At 71.8% G+C, this 7,329-nt stretch carries 6 protein-coding genes; 2 read left to right on the plus strand and 4 right to left on the minus strand.

The window, feature by feature from the left end:
* Positions 1–836: 836 nt before the first annotated feature.
* From AB0L25_RS17750 to treS, 3 genes are all read right to left on the minus strand, one after another.
* Positions 837–1,733, minus strand: coding sequence for a C40 family peptidase (locus AB0L25_RS17750; protein WP_500173281.1), 897 nt, complete (start codon positions 1,731–1,733; stop codon positions 837–839).
* A 268-nt stretch (positions 1,734–2,001) separates the two neighbouring features.
* On the minus strand, positions 2,002–3,438 hold the full coding sequence (locus tag AB0L25_RS17755) for a maltokinase N-terminal cap-like domain-containing protein (RefSeq protein WP_500173283.1): 1,437 nt from the start codon (positions 3,436–3,438) through the stop codon (positions 2,002–2,004).
* Positions 3,435–5,336, minus strand: coding sequence for a maltose alpha-D-glucosyltransferase (treS, locus tag AB0L25_RS17760; RefSeq protein WP_500173285.1), 1,902 nt, complete (start codon positions 5,334–5,336; stop codon positions 3,435–3,437). Before treS ends, AB0L25_RS17755 begins: the two co-directional genes overlap by 4 nt.
* Before the next feature lie 597 nt (positions 5,337–5,933).
* Here treS and AB0L25_RS17765 point away from each other — a divergent pair.
* Together AB0L25_RS17765 and AB0L25_RS17770 are read left to right on the plus strand one after the other, a co-directional pair.
* Positions 5,934–6,233, plus strand: coding sequence for a hypothetical protein (locus tag AB0L25_RS17765; RefSeq protein WP_500173287.1), 300 nt, complete (start codon positions 5,934–5,936; stop codon positions 6,231–6,233).
* 1 nt (position 6,234) lies between these two features.
* On the plus strand, positions 6,235–7,068 hold the full coding sequence (locus AB0L25_RS17770) for an STAS domain-containing protein (RefSeq protein ID WP_500173289.1): 834 nt from the start codon (positions 6,235–6,237) through the stop codon (positions 7,066–7,068).
* 36 nt (positions 7,069–7,104) lie between these two features.
* Here AB0L25_RS17770 and AB0L25_RS17775 read toward each other — a convergent pair.
* Positions 7,105–7,329: hypothetical protein (locus AB0L25_RS17775; protein WP_500173291.1), on the minus strand; the 225-nt coding region annotated here is incomplete at its 5' end.

Consider the following 7,329-nt stretch of genomic DNA (forward strand, 5'->3'; position numbering starts at 1 on the left):
CTCCCCATCTCCCTGTAGTCAGTCGCATGAGCTCCGTTGATGCCCCCGCCCTCTCCGGCGATGCCCAGCGCGGGGTAAGCGAATGGCAAGGTCATGGCGCGTGCGGATCCGGCATGTCCGATTCGCCGACCGCCGCGCGGGTTTCGCGCGTCCCGCACTTCTGGGGCCGTCCCAAGAGATCACCTTCAGGCGGTGTGCGCCGCCCCATGAGGCACTGCGAGGTCACTGGCACCGAAAGCTTGCGAAGTGTGTTCAAGCGCGTTTGCGCCACGAACATGGCTCGCCGCGCCCGCCAGGTTCGCGGTCGGCCCGGACCCGGCGTGCGCGGGATCGGACGTGCGTGAGGGCGCGGACGACCACACGGTCGCCGTCGTGGACGGCTCGATTACGGGCGCGCGTTCCTGGGACCCGCCTCAAGGCAAGGCGGGGGATGTCTTCATCGGGGGGTGCTGGTTCGGGTGGGCTTCGACGGGCTCGTGGACGGCCGCCTGCGCCGCCGACACCGACGGCGCCCGGGAGGGTCGGCTCATCGCCGACGGGCCATGAGCTCGGAGAGATCCCTCTCGGCTGCAGGGGGACGAACGCCGTCCACACCGGTCGCGACATTCGGGTCGGCCGGCGCGTGGCGGTGAAGTTCCTTGAGTCGCGGGGCGGCTCGGACGGTGAGGGGCGACGGGGTCGAGCCGTGCGTGTGGTCGGCCCCGTCGCGGATCAGAGGTCGCTCCGGTCGCCCTGGTGCGGGCGCGGTGGGGCGGGCCGTGCGGGTGGTCGGCCCGCGCTCGTGAACGGAGCGCGTCGTTGTCGTGCGGCCGCCGCGGAGCGGCGGAGCGGGCCGTCTAGTGCGGACGGTGACCCGGTGCGGTCATCGGTTCGGCCGGGTGCGCGAAGGCGTTCCAGGAGTCGAATCCGGCCGGTCGCATCGGCCAGTGGATCGTCCCGGCGGGCTTCGCGGCCATCTTGCCGGAGTGGTGCTCGGACGGCGGCTTCTTCGCCGGAGCGTGGTTCGGCTTTCCTGGCCGCGCGGGCGGTTCCGCGTGCTGCGCGTCGCCGGCGGGCGAGCCGATCGGGGGCTTGGAGGGGTGGTGGGACGCGTGCTGTGCGAAGTGCGGATCGGCGGGGGTCCGCGTCTTATCAGGCGGCGCCTCGGCGGGCTTCTCGCTCAGCCGGTCGATCTTCTCGACGAGCTTCCTGATCTCCAGCGGGAATTCGCGCTTTTCCGGTGCGCCGGGTCTCACCGCACCGGCGAACTGTTTCTCCCGCCGGTCGGTGAGCTTGTTGATCCGCACCCGCGCGCCGGAGTTCGGGGCATGTAGATATCGGTCATTCCCGACGTACATCCCGACGTGCCCGCGATTTCGGAAGAATACGAGGTCGCCGGGTTTGAGATTCTTCAGCTTCACCTTGCGGTCGATGTTGCGGTACTGCGCGTAGGTGACCCGCGGGATCTTGACGCCCGCCTCTCGCCAGGCGGCCATCATCAGGCCGGAACAGTCGTAGGCGCTCGGGCCGTGGGCGCCCCACCGGTACGGCTTGCCGATCTGCTTCTTGGCGAACCGCACCGCCGTCCGCGCCTGGTCCTCCTGCTTTTCCTGCTTCGTCCGGTACCGGTCGTACTCCTTGACCTTCTCGGCGGTCGCCGCGTCCAGGTTGAGGCTCTCCAGCACGGACTGGTTCAGGTCGGCCTGCGCGACGCCGCCGAACGGGAGCGCGAGCGCCAGCCCGGCGGCGGTCATGGTGAGAGCGGCCCGGCCGCCCTGTTTTCGAATGGCCGACCCGGTATTGCGCGGACGGCCGGAACGAGATCGGTTCCAGCCGGTGCCCCGATCGGCGTGGCGTGCGATGGACATTCGCGTTCTCCGTTTTCGTTCGCCGCCGGTCCCGATGACCGGCTGATCTTGCCTGCGACGGTTCGGGTACCCGTTGATCGGGCTCGAATTGGGCGAGCGGGCCGATTTTGCATGATCATGGCGGCGAATTAGCGGGCGTGATCGGTGTCTTTGATCAAACGGTCAGATGGGCGAGCGAGCCGAGCGGAACCGGCAGCCACGCGGGACGGTGCCGCGCCTCGTAGCGCACCTCGTAGACCGCCTTCTCGAACTCGAAGGCGCGCAGCAGCGCCGCGTGCGCCGCCGGGTCGGGGCCGCCGCCGGCCGCGTACCCGCGGCAGAACGCGGCCCGGTTGCGCGCCGCCCACGCCTGCGCGCGCGTCTCCAGCCGCGGGCCGGACTCCGGCGGCACGGTCCCGGGCTTGGCGATGAGGAACCGCGCCGCGTACTCGAACGAGCGCAGCATCCCCGCGACGTCCCGCAGCGGGTGCGCGAGCGCGCGGCGCTCGTCCGGGGAGCGGGCCGGCTCGCCCTCGAAGTCGAGCAGCGTCCAGCCCGACTCGGTGCGCAGCACCTGCCCCAGGTGGTAGTCGCCGTGCACGCGCTGGACGGACAGCGGGTCGGCCAGCGCGGCCAGCTCGACGAACGCGGCGGTCAGCGCCTTCGCGTGCGGGGCCAGCTCGGGGACGGTGCGGCACGTGGCGGTCAGCTCCTCGTTCATCCGCGCCGCCATCGCCCGCACGTCGCGGGCGGGAACCGTCTCCACCCCGAACGCGTCCGCCAGCGCCCCGTGCACCTCGGCCGTCGCCGCGCCGAGCCGCTGCGCCTCCGCGGCGAAGTCGCCCCCGGCGGCGCTCGCGTCCAGTTCCGCCCACTCGTCCTCGCCGGGCGCGGGCGTGTGCGCGTACCAGTCCCGGACGCTCGCGATCGCGAGGCTCCACCCGTCCGCGCCGGTGTGCAGGTAGTCCGACAGCAGCCCGAGCGTGACCGGCTCCGCGCCGCCGTCGCGCCCGGGGTCCAGCTCGAACCAGCCGAGGACGGCCGGGACGCGCGCGCAGCCGTCGCGGGTCAGCGCGAGGTTGACCTCCAGGTCCAGGTTCACGCCGCGGCTGAGCCGCCGGAACAGCTTGCAGATGTGGGCGTCGCCGAACAGCAGCGAGGTGTTGCTCTGCTCGCCGGTGATGGGGAGGCTCGACAGGTCGGTGCGGATGCGGGCGCCGGGCACCCGGTGGAACCGCAGCGGCCCGACCGTCGCGCCGTCCGCGAGGTCGGTCAGCAGCGTCCGGGTCAGGGCGGGGTCGAACGCGGCGTCGTACAGCCGCGCCTTCGGCTCGTCCCGCCCGTCGGCGACCACGTCGATCTCCGCGTGCCGCAGCCGTCCGGGCAGGTCCCGGCGGACGCCCAGCAGGACCTGGTACCGGTCGGTGACGCCGTCCTGGGTGACGTCGAGAACGAGGTGGTGCAGGCCGGGGTCGCCGGGCCGCAGCTCGGTGGCGGTGCCGATCGACAGCCCGTCGATGCGGCGGCCGTCCTTGCCGCCGAACCACCGCTGCCGGGGCAGCCACTGCGCGATGCTCCGGACGAGGACCGCGTCGGGCGGCAGCACGGTCACCGGACACGCTCCGCGTCCGCGTTCTCCGGCGGGTTGAGCTGGAACCAGTAGAAGCCGTGGCCGGGCAGCGTCAGCAGGTAGGGCAGTTCGCCGATCGCGGGGAACTGCACGCCGCCCATGCATTCGACGGGGGAGTAGCCCTCGAACCGCCGCATGTCGAGCTCGACCGGCTGCGGGAAGCGCGACAGGTTGCTGACGCACAGGATCGTGTCCATCCGGCCCCAGGGACTCTCGTCCTCGGTGATCTCCCGGGTGAAGGCGAGCACGGACGGGTTCGAGGACGACAGTTCGACGTACGAGCCGACGCCGAACACCGGGTGCCGCTGCCGGATCTCGATCATCCTGCGCGTCCAGTGCAGCAGCGAGCCGGGGTTGTCGGCCTGCGCCTCGACGTTGACGGCCTGGTAGCCGTAGATCGGGTCCATGATCACCGGCAGGTAGAGCTGCGCCGGGTCGCACTGGGAGAACCCGCCGTTGCGGTCGGACGTCCACTGCATCGGCGTCCGGACGGCGTCGCGGTCGCCGAGCCAGATGTTGTCGCCCATGCCGATCTCGTCGCCGTAGTACAGGACGGGCGAGCCGGGCAGGGACAGCAGGAGGGCGGTGAACAGTTCGAGCTGGTTGCGGTCGTTGTCGAGGAGCGGCGCCAGGCGGCGGCGGATGCCGATGTTGGCCTTCATGCGCGGGTCTTTGGCGTACTCGGCGTACATGTAGTCGCGCTCTTCGTCGGTGACCATCTCGAGCGTCAGCTCGTCGTGGTTGCGCAGGAAAATGCCCCACTGGCAGTTCTCGGGAATTTTCGGCGTCTGCGCCATGATCTCCGAAATCGGATACCGCTGTTCCCGCCGGACGGCCATGAAGATGCGCGGCATGACGGGAAAATGGAACGCCATGTGGCATTCGTCGCCCCCGGTGACGGGGTCGCCGAAGTACTCGACGACGTCCGCGGGCCACTGGTTGGCCTCGGCGAGCAGGACCCGGTCGGGGTAGAGCCGGTCGACCTCGGCGCGGACGCGCTTGAGGTACGCGTGCGTCTCGGGCAGGTTCTCGCAGTTCGTGCCCTCGCGGGCGTAGAGGTACGGGACGGCGTCGAGGCGGAAGCCGTCGATGCCGAGGTCGAGCCAGAACCGGAGGTTCTCCAGCATGGCGTCTTGAACCGCGGGGTTGTCGTAGTTCAGGTCGGGCTGGTGGGAGAAGAACCGGTGCCAGTAGTACTGGCCGCGCACCGGGTCGTAGGTCCAGTTCGACTGCTCGGTGTCGACGAAGATGATGCGGGCGTCCGGGTACTTCTCGTCGTCGTCGTTCCACACGTAGAAGTCGCCGTACGGCCCGTCCGGGTCGGTGCGGGACGCCTGGAACCAGGGGTGCTGGTCGGACGTGTGGTTCATGACGAGGTCGGCGATCACCCGGATCCCGCGCGCGTGGGCCTGCTCGATCAGCTCGACGAAGTCGCCCAGTTCGCCGAAGTCGGGAAGGATCGCGGTGTAGTCGGCGATGTCGTAGCCGCCGTCCTTGAGCGGGGACTGGTAGATCGGCAGCAGCCACAGGCAGTCGATGCCGAGCCACTGCAGGTGGTCCAGCTTGGAGATGAGGCCGCGCAGGTCGCCGTACCCGTCGTTGTTGGAGTCGGCGAACCCGCGCACCGACACCTCGTAGAACACCGCCGTCTTGAACCAGTGCGGGACGCGGGGCGCGTCCTCGTCGAACGTGTCGGGAACGGGGCCGGTGGAGGGGCCGGTGACCGGCCCGGGCACCGCTCCCGCGGCCGGACCGCCGGCCGGTTCCGACGCCGGGCCCGACGCGGGGGCCGGCTCGTCCCGGCGCGTCCGGTCCGGCGGCTCGGGAGCGTCGCTCCGCCCGGACGCGCCGCCGCTGCTGATCTGTGGCCGAACGTGCATGACCCACCCCGCTGTGTTGGAGATACCTAGATCAGCAATGCCCGCGCGCCGCTCGGGCGACGTTCCCGGACGGCAACCATCCGTAAAAATCTACGTACGCACCGTGACCGTTCCCGGTGTTTCGGTGCCGGGCCGCCCGGCGCGCCGGGCGGGCCGCCGCGTCCCCGGCCGGTAGATCCGCGGCGCGGCCGATCTACGCGGTGCCCGCGCGGTCCCGGCGTTCCGGGTCGCGCGCGGCCGTTCTGGGGCGGGCGATCGGAAAAAGGCGGCAAAAAGGCGGTGCGGAACGGCCGTGACACTGGCGCGGACGCCCCGGAATGCTTGCCGCGCGACGGTTGTGTCATGTCCGGGTTTTTAGGTTCGTGGCTTTTTCTGGCGCATGCCGGGGGTAGGTCATTTCCAAGCTCAGCACATGCCGCGCGGCAGCTGACGACAGTTCGGGCGGAAAAGAATGTTTCGTCCAAAGCGATCGGAGGGACAGTGGAGCGCTGGGAGAAGTCGCCATCGGTCGTACCGACGCGCGATGACGCCGTACCGACGCGCGACGACCTCGTGACCCGGCTGCGCGCCCGATTCGCCGGAATTCCGGCGGAGCGCGTGCGCCGTTGCGTGGACGACCTGTGGTGCTGCTGCACCCACATCGGGGTGCGGCCCGAGGAACGGACCATCGAACGCCTCGCGGCGTCCCGGCTCGCGGGCGTCGAGCGGGGCGCGCGCCTCCCGCACCCGGACGGGAAGCGGGGGTACGGATCGCCCGTGTCCGAAGCTCCCGGGAAGCGGCCGCCGGGCGTGGCGGCGACACCGCCCGCGCCGCCGCTGCCGCCGCGCACCCGCACCGACCCGACCGCTCCGCCCGTCCCGGCCCGCGCGGCCGCGCGAACCCCGATCTGGATGTGACATGAAGGACACGATCGTGCCGGGCCTGCGCATCGAGACCCGGCGAGGCTTCACCGTGCTGAGCCTTCCCGCGCAGATCAGCTGGCAGAACTACGCCGGGATCCGGGAGGGCGTGAGCCGCGCCCTGTCCCTGGCGGCCCGGTCCGCGGCCGCCGGATCCGGGACGGGCGAGCGCGGCGCCGGCGTCGTCGTCGACTTCGGCGACGCCGTGCTCCTCGACGCCGCCGGACTGGTCCTGCTGGCCCGGGCCGACACCCGGGCGCGGCTGCTCGGCTGCCAGCTGCGGGCCGTCGTCCCCGACGCGTCCGCGCCGGTGCGGCGCGCACTGGACGCCACCGGGCTGGGACGGCTCGTTCCCATCTTTCCCGACGTCGCGTCGGCCACGGCCGCGCCGCCGCCCGGCCGCCGCACCGGACCGGCCGACACCGCGGACGTCCTCGACGCCATCCGCGCGCTGCACCCGGCCGACGCGGCCCTGACCCCGGCGCCGTCCGCGCCGTCGGAGCTGACCATCACCACGGCCGCCGCGCCGGACGGCGACCACACGGTCGTCCACCTGTCCGGCGTGCTCGACCAGTTCACCGTCCCGCGCCTCGGGGAGACGCTGACCTCGCTCGTCGAGGGCGACCTGCGGCACCTCATGGTGCGGATGAGCGCGCGGCTCGGGCTGCGCTGCGACCCGCTGCCGATCCTGCTCGGCATCCGCTGGCGGGTCGCCGCCGAGGGCGGCTGCCTGTCGCTCCTGGAACACCCGGCCAAGCTCCGCGAGATCATCGACCGCGAGGGCCTCGGCTCGGTGTTCACCGCCTGCCGCACCGTCGAACCCGCCGCGTAGCGGGACCGGCGGCCGGACGAACGGGCCGGCGGGAGCTCAGCTCCCGCCGGCCCGCGCCGTACCGGCTCCGAACACGGGACGCGACGAACGCACGGCCGTCCCGTCCGCGCCGAGCATGCTGCCGTCGGACCGGACGCCGCCCCCGTCGCCGTCCCGCCGCACCGTCAGGACGTGGGCGGGTCGGGTGTGGGGGTCGAGGTGGACGTAGTTGGCTTTGGTCCAGGTGTAGGTGGTGTCGTCGAGTTCGTCGGTGAGGGTGAA

Origin of the sequence: Spirillospora sp. NPDC052242 (assembly GCF_040679555.1) — a bacterium.
Lineage (GTDB): Bacteria > Actinomycetota > Actinomycetes > Streptosporangiales > Streptosporangiaceae > Spirillospora.

Bases quoted from the DNA above. Each gene is read 5' to 3' on its own strand.
- treS (WP_500173285.1), bottom strand. From the start codon at position 5,336: ATGCACGTTCGGCCACAGATCAGCAGCGGCGGCGCGTCCGGGCGGAGC.
- AB0L25_RS17750 (WP_500173281.1), bottom strand. From the start codon at position 1,733: ATGACCGCCGCCGGGCTGGCGCTCGCGCTCCCGTTCGGCGGCGTCGCG.
- AB0L25_RS17770 (WP_500173289.1), top strand. From the start codon at position 6,235: ATGAAGGACACGATCGTGCCGGGCCTGCGCATCGAGACCCGGCGAGGC.